Here is a 24,094-nt window from a genome sequence, read left to right as displayed (position 1 = left end):
TATCTGTGGGTCCTTAAAATTCGGTTTCAGTCAGCGCGAAGGCGTTAAACAGTGAAAGCATCTTGCAGGAGTTTTTCCTGCTGCTCGGCATGCATCGATGCATAACCACAGGCAGGCGCGGCAGAAGCATCGCGACCGGCGTATTCCAGGCCCAGGGCCTTGTTGTGGTTACCAATGCTGCGACGCAGATGATGCTGGCTGCTGTACCAGGCGCCCTGGTTCATCGGTTCTTCCTGACACCACACTACATGAGTGAGGTTGGTGTAAGGCGCGATGATCTCCATGAGGTCATCTTCCGGGAACGGGTAAAGCTGCTCGATACGCACGATGGCGATGTCTTCGCGGCCTTCGGCACGGCGTTTTTCCAGCAAATCGTAGTAGACCTTGCCGCTGCACAGGATCAGGCGAGTGACCTTGGCCGCGTCCAGTGTATCGATTTCTGGAATAACGGTCTGGAACGAGCCTTCCGCCAGATCTTCCAGGGTCGAGATGGCCAATTTATGACGCAACAGCGATTTCGGCGTCAGCACTACCAGCGGCTTGCGCAGCGGGCGAATGACCTGGCGACGCAGCAAGTGGTAGATCTGGGCCGGGGTAGTCGGCACGCACACCTGGATGTTGTGCTCGGCGCACAGCTGCAGGTAACGCTCCAGACGGGCCGAGGAGTGCTCCGGACCCTGACCTTCATAACCGTGTGGCAGCAGCATGGTCAGACCGCACAGACGGCCCCACTTGTGCTCGCCGCTGGTGATGAACTGGTCGATAACCACCTGGGCACCGTTGGCGAAGTCGCCGAACTGGGCTTCCCAGATCACCAGCGCGTTAGGCGTGGTGGTCGAGTAACCGTATTCAAACGCCAGTACGGCTTCTTCGGACAGGAACGAATCGTACAGGTCGAAACGTGGCTGGCCTTCGTACAGGTGTTGCAGCGGGATGTAGGTGCCTGCGTCTTTCTGGTTGTGCAGAACCGCGTGACGGTGCGAGAACGTACCACGGCCGATGTCCTGGCCGGTCATGCGGATCGGGTGACCTTCGAACGCCAGGGTCGCATACGCCATGGTTTCGGCGTAACCCCAGTTGATCGGCAGGCCGCCGGCTTGCATCTTCTGACGGTCTTCGTAGATCTTCGCGACCTGGCGCTGTACGACGAAGCCGTCAGGAATTTCCAGCAGCTTGGCAGACAGTTCCTGCAGAGTCTTCAGATCGAACGACGTATCGTGACGCGCAGTCCAGGCGTGGCCCAGGTACGGACGCCAGTCGACGAACAGCTCTTTGTTCGGCTCTTTGACCAGGCTTTTTACAACATGCAGACCATTGTCCAACGCGTTGCGGTATTCGTCGACTTTCGCCTGAACACGCGCTTCGTCAATCACACCGGCCTTGGTCAGGCTTTCGGCGTACAGCTCACGGGTGGTGCGCTGCTTGGTGATCTGCTGGTACATCAACGGCTGGGTGCCGCTTGGTTCGTCCGCTTCGTTGTGACCGCGACGGCGGTAGCAAACCAGGTCGATCACCACGTCACGCTTGAACTGCATGCGGTAGTCGACAGCCAGTTGGGTCACGAACAGCACGGCTTCCGGATCATCACCATTCACATGGAGGATCGGCGCCTGGATCATCTTGGCAACGTCGGTGGCGTACTCGGTGGAACGCGCGTCCAACGGGTTGCTGATGGTGAAGCCCACCTGGTTGTTGATGACGATGTGAACGGTACCGCCGGTCTTGAAGCCGCGGGTCTGCGACATCTGGAAGGTTTCCAGGACCACGCCTTGACCGGCGAATGCCGCGTCGCCGTGGATGGAAATCGGCAGAACCTTCTCACCGGTCGCGTCGTTACGACGATCCTGGCGAGCCCGCACCGAACCCTCGACCACTGGAGAAACGATTTCCAGGTGGGACGGGTTGAAGGCCATGGCCAGGTGAACTTCACCGCCGGTGGTCATCACGTTGGACGAGAAGCCCTGGTGGTATTTAACGTCACCGGAACCCAGCTCGACCTTTTTCTTGCCTTCGAACTCGTCGAACAAGTCGCGCGGGTTCTTGCCGAAGGTGTTGACCAGCACGTTGAGACGGCCACGGTGGGCCATGCCGATCACGATTTCCTTGGTGCCGTAGGAGCCGGAACGCTGAATCAGCTCGTCGAGCATCGGAATCAGGCTCTCGCCGCCTTCCAGGCCGAAACGCTTGGTGCCCGGGTATTTGGTGCCCAGGTATTTTTCGAGGCCTTCGGCTGCGGTCACGCGCTCAAGCAGGTGGCTGCGCACATCGGCAGACAACACCGGACGGCCACGCACGCCTTCCAGGCGATGCTGGAACCAGTGACGCTGTTCGGAGTCGGTGATGTGCGTGAACTCAGCGCCAATGGTGCGGCAATATGTCTGCTGCAACGCTTCGTGAATTTCGCGTAGGCTCGCTTCCTCTTTGCCGATGAACAGGTCTCCGGCACGGAAGGTCGTATCAAGATCGGCATTGGTCAAGCCGTAATGATTGATCGACAGGTCTGCAGGTGCAGGACGCTTCCAGAGCCCCAGCGGGTCGAGCTGGGCCGCCTGGTGGCCGCGCATACGGTAGGCCTGGATCAGTCGCAGTACTTCAACTTGCTTCTTCTCATGCTCACTGCTCACGCTTCCGGCTGAAACCGGTTGGGCGCGGCGCTGGTTCTTTGCCAGCAGCACGAACTGATCGCGAATTGTTGCGTGCGATACATCGGTGGCAGCGTTGCCGTCTGAAGACAACGTCTGAAATTTGGTGCGCCATTCTTCTGGCACAGCGTTAGGGTCGTGCAGGTAGAGCTCATAAAGCTCTTCCACATAGGCAGCGTTACCACCTGAAAGATAGCCGCTGTTCCACATGCGCTGCATCACGCTTTCTTGCATGCTTGGTCACCCTCGATTTGGGGACACCACCGGCGGCGACACCGAGTTTGCTTGCAAAAGGCCAAGTGCAGCGACCAAAACAAGCCACTTAGGATCACGCTGATAGTTCGGGTACCAACCCGAATGCCCCTGCTTGTCTCATTTCTTCAAAATAAGAGCCGCGGCTTTGTAAGTCGCTGCTCAAGTTAAGACTACGGCGCCGGTTGAAGCCTGCGCCGTAGCATTTACGGGCACAACGGTCCTGCTTTGCTACAACGTCAATTACACGCCGCTTTGCAGCAGCATGTTACGGATGTGACCAATGGCCTTAGTCGGGTTCAGGCCTTTAGGACATACGTTGACGCAGTTCATGATCCCGCGGCAGCGGAATACGCTGAACGGGTCATCCAGTGAAGCCAGACGCTCGGAGGTCTGGGTGTCACGGCTGTCTGCCAGGAAGCGATATGCTTGCAGCAGAGCAGCCGGGCCCAGGAATTTGTCCGGGTTCCACCAGAAGGATGGGCACGACGTCGAGCAGCAAGCGCACAGGATGCACTCGTACAGGCCGTCGAGCTTCTCGCGCTCTTCCGGGGACTGCAGACGCTCGATGGCCGGAGCCGGCGTATCGTTCTGCAGGAATGGCTTAACCTTCTCGTATTGCTTGTAGAAGATGCTCATATCGACGACCAGGTCACGGATAACCGGCAAACCTGGCAGAGGACGAATGATCAGCTTGTTGCCTTTGACCACGGCGGACAGCGGCGTGATGCACGCCAGGCCGTTCTTGCCGTTGATGTTCATGCCGTCGGAGCCGCAAACACCTTCACGGCAAGAGCGACGATAGGAGAACCCTTCGTCCTGCTCTTTGATCAGGGCCAGCACATCCAGCACCATCAAGTCTTTACCACCGGTATTGACCTGGAATTCCTGCATGAACGGCGCAGCGTCCCGATCAGGGTTGTAGCGATACACACTGACTTTCAACATGGCAGCCACCCTTAGTAAGTCCGAATTTTCGGTTCAAACATCGGAACCGTCTTCGGCGAGAAGTTAACGGCACGCTTGGTGACGCGCTTTTCACCCGGGAAGTAGAGGGTGTGGCACAGCCAGTTTTCATCGTCACGGTCTTCGTAGTCTTCACGAGCGTGAGCACCGCGGGACTCTTTACGAACCTCGGCGGCAATCGCAGTCGCTTCAGCCACTTCCAACAGGTTTTGCAGCTCAAGGGCTTCGATACGAGCGGTGTTGAACGCCTGGCTCTTATCGTTGATCTTGACGTTGGCGATGCGCTTGCGCAGGTCAGCCAGCAGGGCAATACCCTTCTGCATGTATTCGCCGGTACGGAATACACCGAAGTAGTTCTGCATGCAGCTTTGCAGCTCGCGACGCAGGGTAGCCACGTCTTCGCCTTCGGTACGCTCGTTCAGAGCGGACAGACGCGCCAGGGCAGCTTCGATGTTGGCGTCGGTAGCGTCATCGTATTCGATGCCGTCGGTCAGCGCCTTTTCCAGGTGCAGGCCAGCAGCGCGGCCGAAGACCACCAGGTCGAGCAGCGAGTTGCCGCCCAGACGGTTGGCGCCGTGAACCGATACGCAAGCCACTTCGCCCACCGCGAACAGACCATGAATGATCTCGTCCACGCCGTCGGCATTCTGGGTGATTGCCTGGCCATGGATGTTGGTCGGCACGCCGCCCATCATGTAGTGGCAAGTCGGAACAACCGGAACCGGAGCAACCACCGGGTCAACGTGCGCGAAGGTCTTGGACAGTTCGCAGATACCTGGCAGGCGGCTGTGCAGCACTTCCTCGCCGAGGTGATCGAGCTTGAGCAGCACGTGGTCGCCGTTCGGGCCACAGCCGTTGCCGGCGATGATTTCCTTGACCATGGAACGGGCTACAACGTCACGACCGGCAAGGTCTTTCGCGTTCGGAGCATAACGCTCCATGAAACGCTCACCGTGCTTGTTGATCAGGTAGCCACCTTCACCACGGCAACCTTCGGTGACGAGTACACCGGCGCCGGCGATGCCGGTTGGGTGGAACTGCCACATTTCAATGTCTTGCACCGGCACGCCAGCACGCAGCGCCATGCCAACGCCGTCGCCGGTGTTGATCAGTGCGTTGGTGGTCGAGGCGTAGATACGACCTGCACCGCCGGTCGCCAGAACGGTAGCCTTGGCGCGGATGTAGGTGGTTTCACCGGTTTCGATGCAGATAGCGATCACGCCGACGAATGCGCCGTCCTGGTTTTTTACCAGGTCAACCGCGTAGTACTCGTTCAGGAACGTGGTGCCGGCTTTCAGGTTGCCCTGATACAGGGTATGCAGCAGCGCGTGACCGGTACGGTCGGACGCGGCGCAAGTACGGGCAGCCTGGCCGCCTTTACCGTAATCCTTCGACTGACCGCCGAATGGACGCTGGTAGATACGACCTTGCTCGGTACGCGAGAACGGCAGACCCATGTGGTCCAGCTCGAACACGGCGGCCGGGCCTTCCTGACACATGTATTCGATAGCGTCCTGGTCACCGATATAGTCGGAACCCTTGACGGTATCGTACATGTGCCAGCGCCAGTCATCGTTCGGGTCGGCGGAGGCGATGGCGCAGGTGATGCCACCCTGGGCCGATACGGTGTGGGAACGCGTCGGGAACACCTTGGTGATCACGGCAGTCTTGTGACCGCCCTGAGCCAGTTGCAGCGCTGCGCGCATGCCGGCGCCGCCGCCACCAATGATGATGGCGTCGAAGGAAATAGTTGGAATGTTAGCCATGGATCAGATACCCCAAAGAATCTGCACACCCCAGACGAAGTAAGCGAACATCGCGACGCCGCATACTGCCTGGAAGAGAAACCGTACTGCTGTCGCAGACTTGCCCAGCGCCATCGGCGTCAGGTAGTCGGTCGAAATGGTCCACATGCCGACCCAGGCGTGAGCGCCCAGGGCTACAAGGGCCAGCAGACTGAAGATTCGCATCGCATTGTGGGAAAACAGGCCATGCCATTGCTCATAGCCGATGCCCGGATTGGCGACGAGGTATCCGATCAGGAAAATGAAATAAGCCGCGAGAACGACCGCAGACACACGCTGTGCCATCCAGTCATAGAGGCCCGAACGCGACAGATTCGTTACGCTGGTTACCATATCCAAACTCCTGCCAGAACGATCAGCGCCACGGAAACGGCGATGACGATTTTCGAGCCCAGGCGGCCGCCTTCCAGCGTCTCACCGATGCCCATATCCATGATCAAGTGGCGCACGCCGGCTACCAAGTGATACAGCAGAGCGGACAAGAGGCCCCATGCTACGAACTTGGCCAGCGGACTGGTCAAGCATGCCTTCACCTCGGCATAACCTTCCTCGGAACCCAGGGATTTGCTCAATGCATAAAGCATGAAGCCCAGGCCCAGGAAGAGGATGATGCCGGAAACACGGTGCAGGAACGACGTAACGCCGGTGATGGGGAGTTTGATGGTCCTTAGGTCTAGGTTTACAGGTCGTTGGCTATTCACGGCTTTTTTTCACACTGAAGAGCCCCTAACAATCAGGGCAAAGTTGTTGGGGAGCGGACTGGTCAGGTAACACCACCCAGGGAGTGCGACCCCCAATGAAAGCAAGCCCAAAAGCCCTTGGCGGTCGGTGGCCGAGTATAGACAGTTAGGTTACTAATGACAACGCGCTGACCTCACCCTAATAGCGCATTGCGTTGGCAGGATAAAAGGCGTAAATGGCGGTAAATTTCGAGGAAAAAGTCCGGTTAAAGCCTTCTGGGGCAAGACTTTAGGCAAATTGACATCTGAATTTATCTCACTATAGTGGTGCGGGCCCTGCGTGGGGGGTCTGTCTGATGATTTGAAGCATAAATAGGAGGCCACATGGCTGACAAAAAAGCGCAGTTGATCATCGAGGGCGCAGCCCCCGTCGAGCTGCCCATTTTAACCGGCACCGTTGGTCCTGATGTTATCGACGTACGGGGCCTGACGGCCACGGGCCGTTTCACTTTCGACCCAGGTTTCATGTCGACCGCCTCATGCGAGTCGAAGATTACCTATATTGATGGCGATAATGGCATTTTGCTGCATCGGGGCTACCCGATCGAGCAACTGGCTGAGAAATCGGACTACCTGGAAACCTGCTATCTGCTACTAAATGGCGAGTTGCCAACCGCCGAGCAGAAAGCCCAGTTTGTCAGTACTGTAAAGAACCACACCATGGTTCACGAGCAGTTGAAGACGTTCTTCAACGGCTTCCGTCGCGACGCCCACCCGATGGCCGTCATGTGCGGCGTGGTCGGCGCCCTGTCGGCCTTCTATCACGACTCCCTCGACATCAATAACCCGCAGCATCGCGAAATTTCCGCGATCCGCCTGGTTGCCAAGATGCCGACCCTGGCCGCAATGGTTTACAAGTACTCCATGGGGCAACCCATGATGTACCCGCGCAACGACCTGACTTACGCGGAAAACTTCCTGCACATGATGTTCAACACCCCGTGCGAGATCAAACCGATCAGCCCGGTGCTCGCCAAGGCAATGGACCGGATCTTCATCCTCCATGCCGACCACGAGCAGAACGCCTCCACCTCTACCGTGCGTCTGGCCGGCTCTTCGGGTGCCAACCCGTTCGCCTGTATCGCCGCCGGTATCGCCGCGCTGTGGGGCCCTGCCCACGGCGGTGCGAACGAAGCCGTATTGACCATGCTCGATGAAATCGGCGATGTCTCGAACATCGACAAATACATCGCCAAGGCCAAGGACAAGAACGATCCGTTCAAGTTGATGGGCTTCGGTCACCGGGTCTACAAGAACCGCGACCCGCGCGCCACCGTCATGAAGAAGACCTGCGACGAAGTGTTGAGGGAACTGGGCATCAAGAACGATCCGCAACTCGAACTGGCCATGCGCCTGGAAGAGATCGCTCTGACCGACCCGTACTTCATCGAACGCTCGCTGTACCCGAACGTCGACTTCTACTCGGGGATCATCCTCAAGGCGATCGGCATTCCAACCAGCATGTTCACCGTGATCTTCGCCCTGGCGCGGACCGTGGGCTGGATCTCCCACTGGAAAGAAATGCTCTCCAGCCCGTACAAGATTGGCCGCCCGCGCCAGCTGTACACCGGCTACGAGTCGCGTGACATTACCAAGTTGGAAGATCGCAAGTAAGCATCTGACTGACGCGCAATAAAAAAGCGGCCTCCTTCATGGAGGCCGTTTTTATTTGTGCAAGAACCAAGAAACTGTTTTGTCTGAAATTCAGCTATCGGGAGCAAGCCCCCAGCCTATCGACCGGGACACGTCCTATTAAGCCCCCCAAACCTGACCAACTACCCACCTTGGAATGCAACCGACTGTGGGAGGGGGCTTGCCCCCGATAGCAATGGCCCAGCCACCACAAAACTCCAGCCAAAAAAATGCCCCAGCCTATCGACCGGGGCATTTCCTATTCCCCCCCAAAACCTGACCGACTACCCACCTTGAAATGCAACCAACTGTGGGAGGGGGCTTGCCCCCGATAGCAATGGCCCAGCCACCACAAAACTCCAGCCAAAAAAATGCCCCAGCCTATCGACCGGGGCATTTCCTATTGAGCTACAACCTTAGTGAGAAACCGCCCCACTCGCCCCCAGGCCAGTCTGCGAACGCACAAACTGCGGGAAGTACAGCGCCCGTTCCTTGACTGCCGCCGCCGACTTGTCGGTGATGGAGAAGAACCAGATGCTGACGAACGCGATGAACATCGAGAACAGCGCAGGGTACTCATACGGGAAGATGGCTTTTTCGTGATGCAGGATCGACACCCAGATGGTCGGCCCCAGGACCATCAGGCCCACAGCACTGACCAACCCGAGCCAGCCGCCAATCATTGCGCCACGGGTGGTGAGGTTTTTCCAGTACATGGAAAGCAGCAACACCGGGAAGTTACAGCTGGCAGCGATAGAGAACGCCAGGCCGACCATGAACGCAATGTTCTGGCTTTCAAACAGGATACCCAGACCGATTGCCAGCACCGCCAAGGCGATAGTGGTGATCTTCGAGACGCGAATCTCCTCTTTGTCGTTGGCCTTGCCTTTCTTGATCACGCTGGCATACAGGTCATGGGACACCGCCGAAGCACCGGCCAGGGTCAAGCCCGCAACCACCGCGAGGATGGTGGCAAACGCCACAGCCGAGATGAAGCCCAGGAAGATACTGCCACCCACCGCGTTGGCCAGGTGAACCGCCGCCATGTTGTTACCACCGAGCAAGGCGCCTGCAGCATCCTTGAACGCCGGGTTGGTGCTGACCAGCAGGATCGCGCCGAAACCGATGATGAAGGTCAGGATGTAGAAGTAGCCGATGAAACCAGTGGCGTACAACACGCTCTTGCGCGCTTCCTTGGCGTCGCTCACGGTGAAGAAGCGCATCAGGATGTGCGGCAGGCCGGCGGTACCGAACATCAGTGCCAGAGCCAGGGAGAACGCGGAGACCGGATCTTTCACCAGACCGCCAGGGCTCATGATCGCTTCACCTTTAGGGTGAACCTTGATCGCCTCGGAAAACAGCGTGCTGAAGTCGAAGTTGACGTGCTTCATCACCATGACTGCCATGAACGTAGCACCGGACAGCAGCAACACTGCCTTGATGATCTGCACCCAGGTGGTCGCCAGCATGCCGCCGAACAGCACGTACAGGCACATCAGGACACCCACCATGATCACCGCTACATGGTAATCAAGGCCGAACAGCAGCTGGATCAACTTGCCCGCGCCAACCATCTGCGCGATCAGGTAGAACGCCACCACCACCAGCGAACCGCAAGCCGACAGGCTACGGATCTGGGTTTGCCCGAGGCGATAGGACGCCACGTCGGCAAAGGTGTATTTGCCCAGGTTACGCAGGCGCTCGGCGATCAGGAACAGAATGATCGGCCAGCCCACCAGGAAGCCGATCGAGTAGATCAGGCCGTCGTAGCCGGAGGTGTATACCAGTGCGGAAATACCCAGAAAGGACGCGGCCGACATATAGTCGCCGGCAATCGCCAGGCCGTTCTGGAAACCGGTGATCTTGCCGCCGGCCGCATAATAGTCGGCCGCCGAGTTGTTGCGCTTGGACGCCCAGTAGGTAATGCACAACGTCGCGCCGACAAAGACCACGAACATCAGGATCGCTGGAATATTCAGCGGTTGTTTTTGCACTTCACCGGTCAACGCCTCCCCCGCCCATATAGCAGGCGCGAAGACCGAAGCACCCAGTACAGCCAATAGACGACGGATCATTGCGCAGCCTCCTTGAGAATCGCATTGTTCAGATCGTCGAATTCGCCGTTGGCGCGTCGCACGTAGATCGCAGTGAGGACAAAGGCCGATAGAATCAGCCCGACACCGATAGGGATTCCCCAGGTGATGGACGAAGTGGAGCTGATCTTAGCCCCCAGCAATTGTGGCCCGTAGGCAATCAACAGGATGAATCCGGAGTAAAGCCCTAGCATGATCGCCGAGAGAATCCAGGCGAACCTTTCCCTTTTTCTAACCAGCTCCTTGAAGCGCGGGCTGTTTTGAATCGAGAGGTAAATGCTGTCGTTCATTGTTTTTATCCTCGCAGCACAGCTTTGTTATTATTGAAACAATAGCCACTGTATGCGGCTACGGGGCAGGTTCCAGACGACCTTAGTATTAGAGGGAGTGTAGCGAGGGTTTGCGAGGGCGCAGAAACATTTGCGGGCGGCGAAAATAATGTGGGAGGGGGCTTGCCCCCAATTGCGGTGTGTCAGTCGCTGATGATCTGACTGATCCATCGCTATCGGGGGCAAGCCCCCTCCCACAGAGGGTTACATCAAAGGGGGGTTACTTGGCGAGCCACTCGGCAACCCGCTCAGGGTGCTTGGCAACCCAGTCCTTGGCGGCTGCATCGGGCTTGGCGCCCTCCTGGATGGCGAGCATGACTTCACCGATTTCGTCCTTGGAAGCCCATTGGAATTTCTTCAGGAACGCCACGACGTCCGGGGCTTTCTTCTCCAGGCCCTTGCTACCGATGCTGTTGACGGTTTCAGCAGCGCCATAGATCCCTTTTGGATCGTCCAGGAACCGCAGTTTCCACTTGGCGAACATCCAGTGCGGCACCCACCCGGTGACTGCAATGGATTCCTGCTTGTCTTCGGCGCGGGTCAGTTCGGCGATCATCGCGGCACCGGAGCTGGCTTGCAGCTTGTAGTCCAGGCCATAGGCCTTGATCGCTTCGTCGGTCTTGAGCATCACGCCTGAACCGGCGTCGATACCGACGATCTTGTTCTTGAAGGTGGTGTCGGTCTTGAGGTCTTCGATGGACTTGGCCTTGACGTACTCCGGCACGATCAGGCCGATCTTCGCATCCTTGAAGTTGGGGCCGTAGTCGACCACCTTGTCCTTGTTCTTGGCCCAGTATTCACCGTGGGTCACGGGTAGCCAGGCAGAGAGCATGGCGTCGAGCTTGCCGGTGGCAACACCCTGCCACATGATCCCGGTGGCGACCGCTTGCAACTTGACGTCATAACCGAGCTTTGCCTTGATCACCTCTGCCGCCACATGAGTGGTGGCAACGCTGTCGGACCAACCGTCCACGTAGCCGATGCTCAGGGTTTTGCTGTCGGCGCTGGCCAGTGTGGAGCTCATCGCAACTACCAGAGTGGCAACTGCGCCCAAGAGTCGTCGCATCTTCATCGTACTTCCCCGAAAGTGCTGCGCCCGACGGATGTCGAGCGACGTCAACCTGTTGTTATGTGGTGCGCCACGCCCCCTTCACGCGCATCGATCCGGCGGCAACGACATCAGTGGAGTGCTGATACTTCGATCATCAACCTGCCGGGGCCTTTGTCCTGCTCTGTCAGCGACCTCAGGTAAGCAAGAAACGACATCACATCGCCAGCTATCGCTGTTATGGGACGCTCACCTCATACCCCGCCCGAACTTTGCATGTCTAAATCATGCAGCCCCACTGGGACGCGACAAATCCGGGTAAGATGCGCGCCTTTGCTCCCCAGATAAGCCGACCATGCCCGCAACTGCCCGCTTCCCTGCCCTGCCCTATTTATTCGCCTTGATCCTCGGCCTGCTTGCGCTGGTCGGGTACTGGTATGGCCTCGGCCGGCCAGTGGTGCTGCCGGACGCGGCCAGCGCCAGCCACAAACTGCAATGCGCCTCCTACACACCGTTCGACAAGGACCAATCACCGTTCGACCAGCCGTTCAAGCTGCGCCCCGAGCGCATGGACGCCGACCTGGCCCTGCTGGCCACCCGCTTCGAATGCATCCGCACCTACTCCATGACCGGCCTGGAGGCCTTGCCGGACCTGGCGCGCAAGCACGGGCTGAAACTGATGATCGGCGCCTGGGTCAACGGCAACCCGGTCGACACCGAAAAAGAAGTCGACGCCTTGATCGCCTCGGCCAACGCCAACGCCGACGTGGTGACTTCGGTGATCGTCGGCAACGAAACCCTGCTGCGCAAGGAAGTCACGGCCGCACAGTTGGTGAAGCTGATCCATAAGGTCAAAAGCCAGATCAAGCAGCCGGTCACGTATGCCGACGTCTGGGAATTCTGGCTGCAACACCCGGAAATTGCCCCGGCGGTGGATTTCCTGACCATCCACTTGCTGCCGTACTGGGAAGACGCCCCCTCGGGAATCGACCAAGCGCTCAAGCATGTCGGTGATGTGCGCCAGACCTTCGGCAATAAATTCGCGCCCAAGGACGTAATGATCGGCGAGACCGGCTGGCCCAGCGAAGGCCGCCAGCGCGAAACCGCGGTGCCGAGCCGGGTCAATGAGGCCAAGTTCATGCGCGGTTTCGTGGCCATGGCCGAAGCCAATGGCTGGCACTACAACCTGATCGAAGCCTTCGACCAACCGTGGAAGCGTGCCAGTGAAGGCGCTGTCGGCGGTTACTGGGGCTTGTTCGATGCCGATCGCCAGGACAAAGGCATCCTCGCCGGCCCGGTGACCAACGTGCCGTATTGGCCACTGTGGTTGGGAGTCGGTGGACTCATCCTGCTGGGCACCCTGGCGCTCGGCGGGCGGGTGCGCAGCGTGCGCGCCGCCTGGCTGCTGCCGCTGCTCGGGGCCGTCGCCGCCTGTTCCATCGGCACCTGGGCCGAACTGACCCGCGTAACCGCACGCTTCAATGATGAATGGGTGTGGGCAGGGCTGCTGGTCGCGTTGAACCTGCTGGTACTGGCACATGCGGCCCTGGCCTTGAGCAGCCGCGAAGGTTGGCGCGAGCGGGCGTTCAACTGGCTGGAGCCGCGCGCGGGCTGGCTGGTGGCAATCGCCGGGTTCGCTGGCGCGGTGATGATGCTGGCGCTGGTGTTTGACCCGCGTTACCGCAGCTTCCCAAGTGCGGCACTGGTGCTGCCTGCCCTGGTCTATCTGATTCGCCCGGTGACCGGGCCACGTCGGGAAATTGCCCTACTGGCCTTTATCATCGGTGCCGGCATTGCGCCGCAGCTGTTCCGCGAAGGTCTGTTGAACCAGCAGGCATGGGGTTGGGCGCTGGTCAGTGGGTTGATGGTTGTGGCTTTGTGGCGGTGCTTGCGGATGCGCAAGGCTTAAGAGTGCCATCGGGGCAAGCCCCTCCCACATTTGGAACGCGTTCCCATGTGGAAGGGGCGGTGCGACGATTCGACTTGCCCCCCGATTGGCCCTATCAGGCCGCCCGTGGCTTGCGGACCAAGCGCAACCCGGCAATCACCACCGCAAACACCGCAAATGTGGTGTTGTACAACGCCAACGCCGGCAACCCGAACACCAGCCCCAGCACCGCCAACCCCCACCCCGCACGGCCCGGCACGAAAAACGCCAGCACCGACGCGATCAGCCCAGCCCAGCCCATCACCTGGAAGTGAATCATCAAGCCCAGGTTCGAACGCACCTGGCATTCCCAACGGCTGGCTTCATCCGCGCAAATGCCAACCCACCGGCCATCCTCCATGAAGCCGTAACGCGCGGCATAACTGGCGGCCAGCCATAACGGCAAGGCAATGAGCAGTAGGGTCAGCGGCAAGCGGCGGGACATGGAACACTCCGATAGGCAAAAACGGCGCTCAGCTTAATCCCCCGGTGGCCGTTAGCAAGATGTGTACGCAGATAAGTGTCCATCAATACGCGGCAAAGTGTATCTTCTGCCTACTATTACCCCGACTCCGACGTTTTTTATCCGACTTTTCGTGCCGATGGCTGGCACTTCGGTGGCAACGCGGTGGTCATAGCCTGCGAACTTCATTCAGCACGTTTCCTCTTAGGGATTAAGTCATGCTCCGTTCCTTGCGCTGCGCTGCCTTGCTGGGCAGCCTTTTTTTGAGTGCGTCAGCACTGGCCGTCGACATCGACCAGGCCAGCTATGGCTTCCCTTTGACCAACCCGTTCGAAGCGACCATCGCCACCACCCCGCCTGACCTTCGGCCCAGCTTGCCGAGCGACGACGAAATCAACCAGTCCGACTACACCCTGAACATGCGTCCCGAGCGCGAATTCAGCCTGCCCGACAACTTCTGGGCAGTGAAGAAGCTCACCTACCGCATCGCCAAGCAAGACCGCGCCGCGCCGCTGATCTTCCTGATCTCGGGCACCGGTGCGCGGTTCGACAGCAGCATCAACGAATACCTGAAAAAACTGTACTACCAGGCCGGCTACCACGTCGTGCAACTGTCATCGCCGACCAGCTTCGACTTCATGAGCGCCGCCTCGCGCTTCGCCACGCCGGGTATCACCCAGGAAGACGCCAAAGACATGTACCGCGTGATGCAAGCAGTGCGCGCGCAGAACGCCTCACTGCCGGTCACCGACTTTTACCTCAGCGGCTACAGCCTCGGTGCGCTGGATGCGGCCTTTGTCAGCAAGCTCGACGAAACCCGCCGCAGCTTCAACTTCAAGAAAGTGCTGCTGCTCAACCCGCCGGTCAACCTGTACACCTCGATCACCAACCTCGACAAGCTGGTGCAGACCGAGGTCAAGGGCATCAACAACACCACGACCTTTTATGAACTGGTGTTGAACAAGCTGACCCGCTACTTCCAGCAAAAGGGCTACATCGACCTTAACGACGCCCTGCTCTACGACTTCCAGAACTCCAAGCAGCACCTGACCAACGAACAGATGGCCATGCTGATCGGCACCACGTTCCGCTTTTCGGCGGCCGACATCGCGTTCACCTCAGACCTGATCAACCGCCGCGGCCTGATCATCCCGCCGAAGTACCCGATCACCGAAGGCACCAGCCTCACGCCGTTCCTCAAGCGCGCGCTGCAATGTGACTTCGATTGCTACCTCACCGAACAGGTCATCCCGATGTGGCGCGCCCGTTCCGATGGCGGCAGCCTGTTGCAATTGGTCGATCAGGTCAGCCTGTACGCCCTCAAGGACTACCTGCACACCAGCCCGAAAATCGCCGTCATGCATAACGCCGACGACTTGATCCTCGGCCCGGGCGACCTCGGCTTCCTGCGTCAAACCTTCGGCGATCGCTTGACTGTCTACCCGCTGGGCGGCCATTGCGGCAACCTCAACTACCGCGTCAACGCCGACGCCATGCTGGAGTTTTTCCGTGGCTAAATATCTTCTGCTGCTTGCCGCCCTGATGTGCGCAAGCGTGGCCAATGCCGACAACAGCAAGGCTCACGCGCCCACCGTCGTGGGTGCCGACGGCTTCAAGGAGCCGCTGAGCAAGCTCAAGTTCAACCCGGGCCTGGACCAGCGCGAATTCGAACGCTCGTCACTGACCGCCCTCAACGTGTACGACCCGCTGGAATCGTGGAACCGTCGCGTTTACCACTTCAACTACCGCTTCGACCAATGGGTGTTCCTGCCGGTGGTCGACGGTTACCGCTACGTCACGCCGAGCTTCCTGCGTACCGGCGTAAGCAATTTCTTCAACAACCTGGGCGATGTGCCCAACCTGTTGAACAGCCTGTTGCAACTCAAGGGTCACCGCTCCCTGGAAACCACCGGGCGCCTGCTGCTCAACACCACCATCGGCGTCGCCGGGCTGTGGGACCCGGCTACCGCCATGGGCCTGCCGCGCCAGAGCGAAGACTTCGGCCAGACCCTGGGCTTCTATGGCGTGCCTGGCGGCGCCTATCTGGTGCTGCCGATCCTGGGCCCATCGAACCTGCGCGATACCAGCGGCCTGGTGGTCGACTACAGCGCCGAATCGCAGATCAACTTCCTGAACGTCTCCGAAGTCAGCTCCAACCATCCGGAGATCTGGGCCCTGCGCGTGGTCGACAAGCGTTACCAGACCAGCTTCCGCTACGGTCAGTTGAACTCGCCGTTCGAGTACGAAAAGGTGCGCTACATCTATACGGAATCGCGCAAGTTGCAGATTGCCGAATAAGCGCAGCGCGCGGTAAAAAAGCCATTCGACGCGCTCGAATGGCTTTTTTTGGGTTCTTCACGGATTGCCGGGAAAGACGCTCTTGATCTTCATGAAAAAGAATTCGCTGTCCCGGTAACCGTACGCCATTCGTTTGATGACCTTTATTCGATTGTTTATTCCTTCCAACTGACCGGTGTGCATTGGCCAGCGCACCCGGCTCACGATGCCCCGCCAGTAGCCCTTTAGTCGCTTTGCGAACTGGATCAGTGCGGGTATTTCGCTTTCTTGAGCATGACGCAGCCACTGCTTCCAGGCTGATCTCCAGTCCCAGGCATCGCTCGGCGCCCAGAGCATTTTGAGCTCGGCCTTCATCAAGTAGACCGTCATTAACGATTGGTTAGCGGCCAGCAGATCCTGTAAATGAACCTGCTGTTCCGGCTTTTTCAGGTTCTCCGGGTTACGCAATAGCAACCATCGCGCTTGCTTTATGATCTTTCGAGCGGGCTTGTCATGGCGCAATCGGTTCGCCTCGTCAACGCGAACACGATCAATCACTTCTCGGCCATATTTGGCGACCACATGGAAAAGGTCATAAATCACCCGTGCTTTTGGGCAGTGTTGGCGAACCTCCAGGTCATAAGCCGTGTTCATGTCCATCGCTACCGCTTCAATTCGGGCGCACCCTTCTGGCCCCAGTTCTTCGAAAAACGGTCTGACTGCCGCTCGGCTACGGCCTTCGCCGATCCAAAGCACTCGCCGAGTATCAGCGTCCAACACCACGCTGGCGTAGCGATGACCTTTGAATAACGCGAATTCGTCCATTATCAGGCGCCGTGGCTGGGCCTTGGGTAAGGCACTCAACGCCGCTTGCAGAGCGCGCCGCTCCAGCAACCGAACGGTGTCCCAGTGCAGCCCGAACATTTGCGCAACATGCAGTGTAGGAAGGCGTTCGCAGGCTTGAATAACGGCCTCTGCCAGCCGGCGCGTCATGCGGGCATAGCGATCCAGCCAACTGACGACCTCCATGCGCTTGCCACAATCACGGCAACTAACACGCCTGAGCTGCACGTTGAGGCGGACTGCGCGACCGAGAATCGGCAAGTCACGCACGACTCGATCGCAGTACTCATGAGTTGTTGAACAGAGCTTTTGGCAGCCACCACAGGTGGGAAATCGCGTGGCCTGGGGGATCAGGTCGATTTGAAGGGCGTCGCCGTCAGGTTTGATCGCAACGACAGAAAAGCCCTCCCAAAAAGGAAGGAAAGTATTAATATTGCGCATAAGAACGCCGGTTTTTTAGATGTGTTTGCTCGCACGAACATCATCCATCAAATCGGCGTTCTTGTTTCTGTGTTTCCCGGGATTCCGTGAAGAACCTTTTTTTGCCTGCTCGATACCAGCCGCCTACCCCAGCACCTGCGCCAGAAACGCTTGCGCGCGAGGTGTGCGTGGCGCAGTGAAAAACGCCTCCGGCGGCTGGTCTTCGATGATCCGCCCGCCATCGAGAAACAGCACACGCCCGGCGACTTGCCGGGCAAAGCCCATTTCGTGGGTGACGCAGAGCAAGGTCATGCCACTTTCGGCGAGCATGACCATCACGTCCAGCACCTCGCCGACAGCCTCCGGGTCCAGTGCCGACGTCGGCTCATCGAACAGCATGATTTTCGGGGTCATGCACAATGCCCTGGCTATCGCGACCCGCTGCTGTTGGCCGCCCGACAGTTGCGCCGGGTATTTTTTCCAGTGTTGATCGATCCCGACTTTTTTCAGCAGCGCCATCGCCTGGTCCTGCGCGCTGTCGCGGGGCATGCCGCGCACGGACATCGGCGCCAGCATGCAGTTTTGCAAGACGGTCAGGTGCGGAAACAGGTTGAAGCCCTGAAACACCATGCCGACCTCACGCAAGGCCGCGCGGCAGAGCGTCGGCGAAGTGCTCAAGTCGGCGCCCAGCACCTGGATTCGGCCCTGCTGCGCCGGTTCCAGACGATTGAGGCAACGGATCAACGTGGACTTGCCGGAGCCCGAGGTGCCGCACAGCACAATCCGCTCGCCCTGCACCACACGCAGGTCGATACCGTGCAGCACCTGGTATGGGCCGTACCATTTACTCAGCCCTTCGACATCGATCACCACCGGCGCAGGCGCGCAGATCGACCGCTCAAACTCCCCTGATGACCCCATGTATCCACCCTTCCTTATCATTCGTCAGTTGGCCGCATGTGGCGGGTGAGTCGACGATTGATCCGGTTCACCGCTCGCCGGACACACTCGACCACCAGCAGGTAGACCAGCGCCACCCACACATACACCTGGAAATCAAAAGTGCGTGAGAACGCCAACTTGGCCACGCCCATCAAATCCAGCAAGGTCACCAGCGACACAATCGCGCTGGCCTTGATGATCAAAATCAGTTCATTGCCCAGTGGCCCCACTGTCACGATGAGCACCTGCGGCAAGGTCACCTTGAAAAACGTGGTGGTGCGGCTCAACCCCAACACCGTCGCGGCTTCATAGTGGGCACGGGGCACGGAGAGCAACCCGCCGCGAAAGATCTCGGCCTGATAGGCCGCCGTATTCAAGGTGAACGCCAGCACAGCGCAAAACCACGGGTCGCCGAACCAGCCCCACAGGCCAAGGTCGCGCCAGAAACCGTGGAAGGAACCCAAGCCGTAATAGATCAGGAACAACTGCGCCAACAACGGAGAGCCCCTGAAAAAGTAGAGATAGGCCCTGCACCCGTACTGCAACAAACGCCAGCGTGAAGTCCTGCCCAACGCCAACAGCACGCCAAGCACCATCCCGGCGCTGCTGGATATCGCCACCAATTGCAGGGTCAGCAACAAGCCATCGAACAACTGCGCACCGTAGCGCTGAAGCAGCTCAAGCCCGAGCCACTCGGCAAAACGCTCGCCCCCCATCATGAGGCACGCTCCCGGCCCTGGCCGTAGTGCTTTTCAAGCTGCGCGATGCAAAACCCCGACATCGACGACAGCAGCAGGTACAGGCCGCACGCCGCCAGATAAAACAGCATCGGTTCCTTGGTGGCGTTCACCGCCAGGCTGGTCTGGCGCATCAGGTCCACCAGGGAAATGGTCGACACCAATGCCGTGTCCTTGAGCAGGCTCAACCAGTTGTTCGAAAGCCCCGGCAAGGCGATCCTCATCACCTGCGGCAGCACCACCTTGAAAAACGTGTGCCTGCGGCTCAAGCCCAGTGCCTGGGCGCCTTCGTACTGGCCGCGCGCCACGGTCTTCAACGCCCCCAGCCATACCTCGCTGGAAAAGGCCGCCAGCACCAGGCTGAACGCGATCACCGCCGCCACGAACGCGTTGATGCCAAACTCGGCCGAACCGCCCCAATACGCCTGGAACTTCTGCAGCGCGATCTGGATGCCGTAATACACGATCAATAACGTCAGCAACTCCGGCAGGCCACGAAAACAGGTGGAGAACAGCGCAGCCATCGCCCTCACCGTGGTGTTTGCCGATCTGCTGCACAGCGCCACCAACAACCCCAATGGCAACCCCAGCGGCACACACGCCAATGCCAGCGCCATCGTGACCCCTGCGCCCGCCAGCAGCGCGCCGCCCCACCCACCGGCGCCCAACGACAACAACCCTAATGACTCGAACATGGAAGACGCCCCCGCGCTTAATCATCCTCAAGGCCATGGGCCAACTTGAGCTGTCGATAGGTGCCGTCGGCGATCACGTCCGCGATGGCCTGGTTCAGCCTGGCGCGCAACGCCTCATCGGCCTTGCGCACGGCAATACCGGCGTCGCTTTGCGTACCGGGGATAGCCAGCACCCGACAACACTGCGGGGCGGTGCTCTTCAACCACTCCTGCATCGGCGCGCTGTCGTTGACCACCGCATCCAGGCGGCCGTTGAGCAGGTCGCTGTTGGCCTCGTCCTGGCCGACGTACAACTTGACCCGCGCCCCATTGGCGCCATAGACATCCTGGTTGTAGATACCCTGGGTGGACGACGACTGAGCGCCGACCGTCTTGCCGGCCAACGTGGCCGGCGCGGCGTCCTGAATGTCGCTGCCCCTGGGCACTGCCAGGACCATGCGCGTGCGGTTGTAGGGCTGGGTGAAGCTGACGGTCTTCTGGCGCTCTTCGGTGATGGCCATCGAGGCGATGATCGCGTCGTACTTTTTCGCAAGCAGGCCCGGGATGATGCCCTCCCAGTCCTGGGCAACAATCGTGCATTCGACGCCGAGCCTGGCGCACAGGGCGTTCGCCATATCGACGTCAAAACCACGCAGTTGGTTATTCGAGTCCACATAGTTGAAAGGCGGATAAGCACCCTCGGTGGCGAAACGCAGCGGCTGCGCATGGGCCACCGACAACAGCCCGAGGGTGATCGTTACGGCATAGAGCGTCTGTTTGACCTGTTTCATGAAGGCACCTACCGAATTATTTTTATTCTGCGTAGTGCCTGAGGCCTGGCTAACCCGAAGGAACACGGGTGATTGACGCAGGCTCAGTCACTGACCCAGCGGACACTACGCCAACCTAAACAATTCGTCTATATTTTACAGATAGTCTATTTCCGAGTTTTTTGTAGGCCAAAACCGGGATGCACGATCGACCCCAAGAGTGTCGCGGGCACATTGTTGAGGCTCGCGGATGGCCGGTGCTACCATGCGCAACCGCCTGTCATGGCAAGGAACCCTCTGGTTTATGAGCAGCATTCGCGAGCGCAACAAAGAAAAGATCCTGCGGGCGGCGAGCGAGGAGTTTGCCGACAAGGGCTTCGCCGCGACCAAAACCAGCGACATCGCCGCCAAGGCCGGGCTGCCCAAGCCCAACGTCTACTACTACTTCAAGTCCAAGGACAACCTCTACCGCGAAGTGCTCGAGAGCATCATCGAGCCGATCCTGGCAGCCTCGACGCCGTTCAACCCGGAGGGTGAGCCTGCGGCGGTACTGAGCAACTACATCCGCTCGAAAATCCGCATCTCCCGCGACCTGCCCTTCGCCTCCAAGGTGTTCGCCAGCGAAATCATGCACGGCGCCCCGCACCTGAGCGCCGAACAGGTCGAGCAACTCAACGCCCAGGCCAAGCACAATATCCAGTGCATCCAGCATTGGGTGGACCGTGGGTTGATTGCGCCGATCGATCCCAATCACTTGATGTTCAGCATCTGGGCCGCAACCCAGACGTATGCGGATTTTGATTGGCAGATTTCGGCGGTGACGGGTAAAGACAAGCTGGATGAAGCGGATTACGAGGCGGCGGCGCAGACGATTATTCGGTTGGTGCTCAAAGGCTGTGCGCCGGACTGAGACACCGAGGCGCCTGTGGCAATCGGGAGCAAGCTCCCTCCCACCTTTAACTGTGTTCACACATTTCTATTTGTGAATACCGTCAAATGTGGGAGGGAGCTTGCTCCCGATAAGGCCCAGACAGTCATCCAATAATCAGGCTGACACCCCCGCATCCGCCCACAAACCCAGCGCTTCAATCGCCGTGATCGCACACTGCTCATCAATATCCGACGTGTCCCCGCTGATCCCGATCGCCCCCAGCACCAGCCCTTCCTGATCCCGAATCAACACCCCGCCCGGCGCCGGCACCACGCTGCCCTGCCCCAAGCTGTTCAATGCGGCGATAAACGCCGGGCGTTGCTGCGCATCCAGCGCGAGCAAGCGTGAGCCTTTGCCCAGGGCAATCGCGCCCCAGGCCTTGCCGATGGCGATCTGCGGGCGCAGCAGGCTGGCGCCGTCGTCCCGTTGCAGGGTGATCAGGTGGCCGCCGCCGTCCAGCACGGCAATGGTCAGCGGCGCCGAGGCAATGGTACGGCCTGCGGCGAGGGCCTGGCCGGCCAGGTTGACTGCGACTTTCAAGGTTAAAGCGCTCATGGGTGCCGTCCTTATCTTGTTATGGGAAAGCCGTGGGCTCTGTTGGAACAGATACCGGATGCGACAAATAGAACACAATAGAGTTATTTTTTGTATACAATATTTTCGCGCAAACCTACCGAATGTCGAAAAAACACCCTGTAAAGACCTTCCGACGAACGCAAAGGCTACTGAATAAAATGCATTGACCTGTGGCGCTCGCCGTGAATACACTTCGACCAAACACAGCTTGTATACAATTACAAAACGCAAGAGGCACCAAAACAATGAGCAAAATGAGAGCAATCGAAGCCGCCGTTCTGGTGATGCGTCGTGAAGGGGTAGACACCGCCTTCGGTATCCCAGGCGCCGCGATCAACCCGCTGTATTCGGCCTTGCAGAAGGTCGGTGGCATCGATCACGTCCTTGCTCGCCATGTTGAAGGCGCCTCGCACATGGCCGAGGGCTACACCCGCACCAAGGCCGGCAATATCGGCGTGTGCATCGGCACATCGGGCCCGGCGGGCACCGACATGGTCACCGGCCTGTACAGCGCCTCGGCCGACTCGATTCCGATCCTGTGCATCACCGGCCAGGCCCCCCGGGCGCGGATGCACAAGGAAGATTTCCAGGCCGTGGACATCACCAGCATCGTCAAGCCGGTGACCAAGTGGGCGACCACGGTCCTCGAACCCGGCCAGGTGCCGTATGCGTTCCAGAAGGCCTTTTATGAAATGCGCTCCGGCCGCCCTGGCCCGGTGCTGATCGACCTGCCGTTCGACGTGCAGATGGCCGAGATCGAATTCGACATCGACGCCTACCAGCCGCTACCCCTGGCCAAACCGCTGGCCACGCGCATCCAGGTGGAAAAAGCCCTGGCCCTGCTCGACCAGGCCGAACGCCCGCTGCTGGTGAGCGGTGGCGGCGTGATCAATGCCGATGCCAGCGACCTGCTGGTGGAGTTCGCCGAGTTGACCGGCATCCCGGTGATCCCGACCTTGATGGGCTGGGGCACCATCCCCGACGATCACCCGCAGATGGTAGGCATGGTCGGCCTGCAAACGTCGCACCGTTATGGCAACGCGACGCTGCTGAAAGCCGACGTGGTGCTCGGCATCGGCAACCGCTGGGCCAACCGCCACACCGGTTCAGTGGAGGTGTACACCGAGGGGCGCACGTTCATTCACGTCGACATTGAACCGACGCAAATCGGCCGCGTATTCACCCCGGACCTCGGCATCGTTTCCGACGCCGGGGCCGCACTGACGATGTTCATCGAAGTCGCCCGCGAGTGGAAAGCCGCAGGCAAACTCAAGGACCGCAGCGCCTGGCTGCATGACTGCCAGCAGCGCAAGGCCACCCTGCAGCGCAAGACCCACTTCGACAACGTGCCGGTCAAGCCGCAACGGGTGTACGAAGAGATGAACCAGGTGTTCGGCAAAGACACCTGCTACGTCAGCACCATCGGCCTGTCGCAGATTGCCGGCGCGCAATTCCTGCATGTCTACAAGCCGCGTCACTGGATCAACTGCGGCCAGGCCGGCCCGTTGGGCTGGACCATCCCGGCGGCGCTCGGCGTGGTCAAGGCCGACCCGAGCCGCAAGGTGGTGGCGCTGTCCGGCGACTATGACTTCCAGTTCATGATCGAAGAACTGGCCGTGGGCGCGCAGTTCAAGCTGCCGTATATCCACGTAGTGGTGAACAACTCCTACCTGGGGCTGATCCGCCAGGCCCAGCGCGGGTTCGAAATGGACTACTGCGTGCAGTTGTCTTTCGACAACCTCAACGCCCCGGAACTCAACGGCTATGGCGTCGACCACGTCGCCGTCGCCGAAGGCCTGGGGTGCAAGGCCCTGCGCGTGTTCGAGCCCGGCCAGATCCAGCCGGCACTGCGCCGCGCCCAGGAAATGCTCGAAGAATTCAAGGTTCCGGTGATCGTTGAGATTATTCTGGAGCGCGTGACCAATATTTCCATGGGCACCGAGATCAACGCCGTCAACGAATTCGAAGATCTGGCCCTGGTCGGCAACGATGCGCCGACTGCCATTTCCCTGCTCGATTAAGGAGAA

21 protein-coding genes are annotated in these 24,094 nt (G+C 59.4%); 6 read left to right on the top strand and 15 right to left on the bottom strand.

Annotated features, from left to right (window positions below):
- Positions 1-44: 44 nt before the first annotated feature.
- The 5 genes from RGV59_RS15015 to sdhC form a co-directional block, all read right to left on the bottom strand.
- Complete coding sequence (locus RGV59_RS15015) at positions 45-2,876, bottom strand: 2-oxoglutarate dehydrogenase E1 component (RefSeq protein WP_017846767.1); 2,832 nt, start codon at positions 2,874-2,876, stop codon at positions 45-47.
- 261 nt (positions 2,877-3,137) lie between these two features.
- Complete coding sequence (locus tag RGV59_RS15010; RefSeq protein WP_017846766.1) at positions 3,138-3,842, bottom strand: succinate dehydrogenase iron-sulfur subunit; 705 nt, start codon at positions 3,840-3,842, stop codon at positions 3,138-3,140.
- A gap of 11 nt (positions 3,843-3,853) precedes the next feature.
- Complete coding sequence (gene sdhA, locus RGV59_RS15005; protein WP_017846765.1) at positions 3,854-5,626, bottom strand: succinate dehydrogenase flavoprotein subunit; 1,773 nt, start codon at positions 5,624-5,626, stop codon at positions 3,854-3,856.
- Positions 5,627-5,629: 3 nt separating this feature from the next.
- Positions 5,630-5,998, bottom strand: coding sequence for a succinate dehydrogenase, hydrophobic membrane anchor protein (gene sdhD / locus RGV59_RS15000; protein WP_017846764.1), 369 nt, complete (start codon positions 5,996-5,998; stop codon positions 5,630-5,632).
- Positions 5,992-6,366 carry a succinate dehydrogenase, cytochrome b556 subunit gene (sdhC, locus tag RGV59_RS14995; protein ID WP_017846763.1) on the bottom strand — a complete coding sequence of 125 codons (375 nt, stop codon included), beginning with the start codon at positions 6,364-6,366 and terminating at the stop codon, positions 5,992-5,994. The genes sdhD and sdhC overlap by 7 nt, the downstream gene beginning before the upstream one ends.
- Before the next feature lie 363 nt (positions 6,367-6,729).
- Between sdhC and gltA the strand changes: the two genes are divergently transcribed.
- Positions 6,730-8,019, top strand: a complete 1,290-nt coding sequence (gene gltA, locus RGV59_RS14990; protein ID WP_017846762.1) for a citrate synthase — start codon at positions 6,730-6,732, stop codon at positions 8,017-8,019.
- 434 nt (positions 8,020-8,453) lie between these two features.
- Here the strand turns inward: gltA and RGV59_RS14985 are convergent, their stop codons facing one another.
- The 3 genes from RGV59_RS14985 to RGV59_RS14975 all read right to left on the bottom strand — a co-directional run bounded on the left by RGV59_RS14985 (position 8,454) and on the right by RGV59_RS14975 (position 11,531).
- Positions 8,454-10,112: a cation acetate symporter gene (locus tag RGV59_RS14985; protein WP_017846761.1), complete on the bottom strand. Its 1,659-nt coding sequence runs from the start codon at positions 10,110-10,112 to the stop codon at positions 8,454-8,456.
- Positions 10,109-10,420, bottom strand: a complete 312-nt coding sequence (locus tag RGV59_RS14980; protein WP_017846760.1) for a DUF485 domain-containing protein — start codon at positions 10,418-10,420, stop codon at positions 10,109-10,111. Before RGV59_RS14980 ends, RGV59_RS14985 begins: the two co-directional genes overlap by 4 nt.
- Positions 10,421-10,679: 259 nt before the next feature.
- Positions 10,680-11,531 (bottom strand): glycine betaine ABC transporter substrate-binding protein, encoded by an 852-nt coding sequence (locus RGV59_RS14975; protein WP_026139996.1) that lies wholly within the window; start codon positions 11,529-11,531, stop codon positions 10,680-10,682.
- Between the two features lie 331 nt (positions 11,532-11,862).
- On the opposite strand from RGV59_RS14975, the gene RGV59_RS14970 reads away from it, so the two are divergent.
- Positions 11,863-13,416 (top strand): glycosyl hydrolase family 17 protein, encoded by a 1,554-nt coding sequence (locus RGV59_RS14970; protein WP_017846758.1) that lies wholly within the window; start codon positions 11,863-11,865, stop codon positions 13,414-13,416.
- 94 nt (positions 13,417-13,510) lie between these two features.
- On the opposite strand, the gene RGV59_RS14965 is transcribed toward RGV59_RS14970, so the two are convergent.
- Positions 13,511-13,879: a hypothetical protein gene (locus RGV59_RS14965; RefSeq protein WP_126586582.1), complete on the bottom strand. Its 369-nt coding sequence runs from the start codon at positions 13,877-13,879 to the stop codon at positions 13,511-13,513.
- A gap of 236 nt (positions 13,880-14,115) precedes the next feature.
- Here RGV59_RS14965 and RGV59_RS14960 point away from each other — a divergent pair, with 236 nt between their 5' ends.
- Together RGV59_RS14960 and RGV59_RS14955 are read left to right on the top strand one after the other, a co-directional pair.
- Positions 14,116-15,414 carry a serine protein kinase PrkA gene (locus RGV59_RS14960; RefSeq protein WP_017846756.1) on the top strand — a complete coding sequence of 433 codons (1,299 nt, stop codon included), beginning with the start codon at positions 14,116-14,118 and terminating at the stop codon, positions 15,412-15,414.
- On the top strand, positions 15,407-16,195 hold the full coding sequence (locus tag RGV59_RS14955; protein WP_046384201.1) for a VacJ family lipoprotein: 789 nt from the start codon (positions 15,407-15,409) through the stop codon (positions 16,193-16,195). Before RGV59_RS14960 ends, RGV59_RS14955 begins: the two co-directional genes overlap by 8 nt.
- Before the next feature lie 57 nt (positions 16,196-16,252).
- Here the strand turns inward: RGV59_RS14955 and RGV59_RS14950 are convergent, their stop codons facing one another.
- From RGV59_RS14950 to RGV59_RS14930, 5 genes are all read right to left on the bottom strand, one after another.
- Positions 16,253-17,458 carry an ISL3 family transposase gene (locus RGV59_RS14950; RefSeq protein ID WP_026139890.1) on the bottom strand — a complete coding sequence of 402 codons (1,206 nt, stop codon included), beginning with the start codon at positions 17,456-17,458 and terminating at the stop codon, positions 16,253-16,255.
- Between the two features lie 123 nt (positions 17,459-17,581).
- Entirely contained in the window at positions 17,582-18,358 is a 777-nt protein-coding gene (locus tag RGV59_RS14945) for an amino acid ABC transporter ATP-binding protein (protein ID WP_017849464.1), read from the bottom strand.
- A 17-nt stretch (positions 18,359-18,375) separates the two neighbouring features.
- Positions 18,376-19,098: an ABC transporter permease gene (locus RGV59_RS14940; protein WP_017849463.1), complete on the bottom strand. Its 723-nt coding sequence runs from the start codon at positions 19,096-19,098 to the stop codon at positions 18,376-18,378.
- Positions 19,095-19,811, bottom strand: coding sequence for an ABC transporter permease (locus RGV59_RS14935; protein ID WP_057003708.1), 717 nt, complete (start codon positions 19,809-19,811; stop codon positions 19,095-19,097). Before RGV59_RS14935 ends, RGV59_RS14940 begins: the two co-directional genes overlap by 4 nt.
- A gap of 17 nt (positions 19,812-19,828) precedes the next feature.
- Positions 19,829-20,581, bottom strand: a complete 753-nt coding sequence (locus tag RGV59_RS14930) for a transporter substrate-binding domain-containing protein (RefSeq protein ID WP_046486387.1) — start codon at positions 20,579-20,581, stop codon at positions 19,829-19,831.
- Positions 20,582-20,864: 283 nt separating this feature from the next.
- On the opposite strand from RGV59_RS14930, the gene RGV59_RS14925 reads away from it, so the two are divergent.
- Complete coding sequence (locus RGV59_RS14925; protein WP_102618953.1) at positions 20,865-21,470, top strand: TetR/AcrR family transcriptional regulator; 606 nt, start codon at positions 20,865-20,867, stop codon at positions 21,468-21,470.
- Between the two features lie 135 nt (positions 21,471-21,605).
- Here the strand turns inward: RGV59_RS14925 and RGV59_RS14920 are convergent, their stop codons facing one another.
- Positions 21,606-22,046 carry a GlcG/HbpS family heme-binding protein gene (locus RGV59_RS14920; RefSeq protein ID WP_017849459.1) on the bottom strand — a complete coding sequence of 147 codons (441 nt, stop codon included), beginning with the start codon at positions 22,044-22,046 and terminating at the stop codon, positions 21,606-21,608.
- Positions 22,047-22,312: 266 nt separating this feature from the next.
- On the opposite strand from RGV59_RS14920, the gene gcl reads away from it, so the two are divergent.
- Positions 22,313-24,088: a glyoxylate carboligase gene (gene gcl, locus RGV59_RS14915; RefSeq protein WP_017849458.1), complete on the top strand. Its 1,776-nt coding sequence runs from the start codon at positions 22,313-22,315 to the stop codon at positions 24,086-24,088.
- Positions 24,089-24,094 lie beyond the last annotated feature (6 nt).

The organism is Pseudomonas sp. FG1, from assembly GCF_034313875.1.
Lineage (GTDB): Bacteria > Pseudomonadota > Gammaproteobacteria > Pseudomonadales > Pseudomonadaceae > Aquipseudomonas > Aquipseudomonas veronii.
The sequence above is the reverse complement of the archived record's forward strand: the minus strand, read 5'-3'. Positions and strand labels throughout refer to the sequence as shown.

Coding starts and splice junctions, on each gene's coding strand:
- RGV59_RS15015 (WP_017846767.1), bottom strand. CDS start 2,876: ATGCAAGAAAGCGTGATGCAGCGCATGTGGAACAGCGGCTATCTTTCA.
- RGV59_RS15010 (WP_017846766.1), bottom strand. CDS start 3,842: ATGTTGAAAGTCAGTGTGTATCGCTACAACCCTGATCGGGACGCTGCG.
- sdhA (WP_017846765.1), bottom strand. CDS start 5,626: ATGGCTAACATTCCAACTATTTCCTTCGACGCCATCATCATTGGTGGC.
- sdhD (WP_017846764.1), bottom strand. CDS start 5,998: ATGGTAACCAGCGTAACGAATCTGTCGCGTTCGGGCCTCTATGACTGG.
- gltA (WP_017846762.1), top strand. CDS start 6,730: ATGGCTGACAAAAAAGCGCAGTTGATCATCGAGGGCGCAGCCCCCGTC.
- RGV59_RS14985 (WP_017846761.1), bottom strand. CDS start 10,112: ATGATCCGTCGTCTATTGGCTGTACTGGGTGCTTCGGTCTTCGCGCCT.
- RGV59_RS14980 (WP_017846760.1), bottom strand. CDS start 10,420: ATGAACGACAGCATTTACCTCTCGATTCAAAACAGCCCGCGCTTCAAG.
- RGV59_RS14975 (WP_026139996.1), bottom strand. CDS start 11,531: ATGAAGATGCGACGACTCTTGGGCGCAGTTGCCACTCTGGTAGTTGCG.
- RGV59_RS14970 (WP_017846758.1), top strand. CDS start 11,863: ATGCCCGCAACTGCCCGCTTCCCTGCCCTGCCCTATTTATTCGCCTTG.
- RGV59_RS14965 (WP_126586582.1), bottom strand. CDS start 13,879: ATGTCCCGCCGCTTGCCGCTGACCCTACTGCTCATTGCCTTGCCGTTA.
- RGV59_RS14960 (WP_017846756.1), top strand. CDS start 14,116: ATGCTCCGTTCCTTGCGCTGCGCTGCCTTGCTGGGCAGCCTTTTTTTG.
- RGV59_RS14950 (WP_026139890.1), bottom strand. CDS start 17,458: ATGCGCAATATTAATACTTTCCTTCCTTTTTGGGAGGGCTTTTCTGTC.
- RGV59_RS14945 (WP_017849464.1), bottom strand. CDS start 18,358: ATGGGGTCATCAGGGGAGTTTGAGCGGTCGATCTGCGCGCCTGCGCCG.
- RGV59_RS14940 (WP_017849463.1), bottom strand. CDS start 19,098: ATGATGGGGGGCGAGCGTTTTGCCGAGTGGCTCGGGCTTGAGCTGCTT.
- RGV59_RS14935 (WP_057003708.1), bottom strand. CDS start 19,811: ATGTTCGAGTCATTAGGGTTGTTGTCGTTGGGCGCCGGTGGGTGGGGC.
- RGV59_RS14930 (WP_046486387.1), bottom strand. CDS start 20,581: ATGAAACAGGTCAAACAGACGCTCTATGCCGTAACGATCACCCTCGGG.
- RGV59_RS14925 (WP_102618953.1), top strand. CDS start 20,865: ATGAGCAGCATTCGCGAGCGCAACAAAGAAAAGATCCTGCGGGCGGCG.
- RGV59_RS14920 (WP_017849459.1), bottom strand. CDS start 22,046: ATGAGCGCTTTAACCTTGAAAGTCGCAGTCAACCTGGCCGGCCAGGCC.
- gcl (WP_017849458.1), top strand. CDS start 22,313: ATGAGCAAAATGAGAGCAATCGAAGCCGCCGTTCTGGTGATGCGTCGT.